General features: G+C 65.4%; 1 pseudogene. It reads right to left on the bottom strand.

Annotated elements, in window-relative coordinates:
- A pseudogene (locus AAEZ09_RS29070) lies at positions 1 to 240 on the bottom strand (thiolase domain-containing protein); the annotation flags it as partial.

Raw genomic sequence — 240 nt, 5'->3', positions numbered from 1 at the left:
GGTCACATTCGCCCCGCGCAGCGCTGCATGGATCGCGCGTTGCGGCCCTTCAAAGGCCAGGATGTCGCGCTGGGCGATGGGCAAGGTGTCGTTGACCTGAGTCATCGCGCGGATTTGCACCTCGCGACGAAACGCCCGCGCACGTTTGGGCGAGGCAAGGATAATCGCAGCGGCGCCGTCGCTGATCAGCGAGCAATCGGTCAGGCGCAGGGAGTCGGCCACGAACGGGTTGCTTTGGGA

It is taken from the genome of Pseudomonas sp. 65/3-MNA-CIBAN-0223, from assembly GCF_040310425.1.
GTDB lineage: Bacteria > Pseudomonadota > Gammaproteobacteria > Pseudomonadales > Pseudomonadaceae > Aquipseudomonas > Aquipseudomonas gregormendelii.
This window is presented reverse-complemented; position numbering and strand designations above follow the sequence as displayed.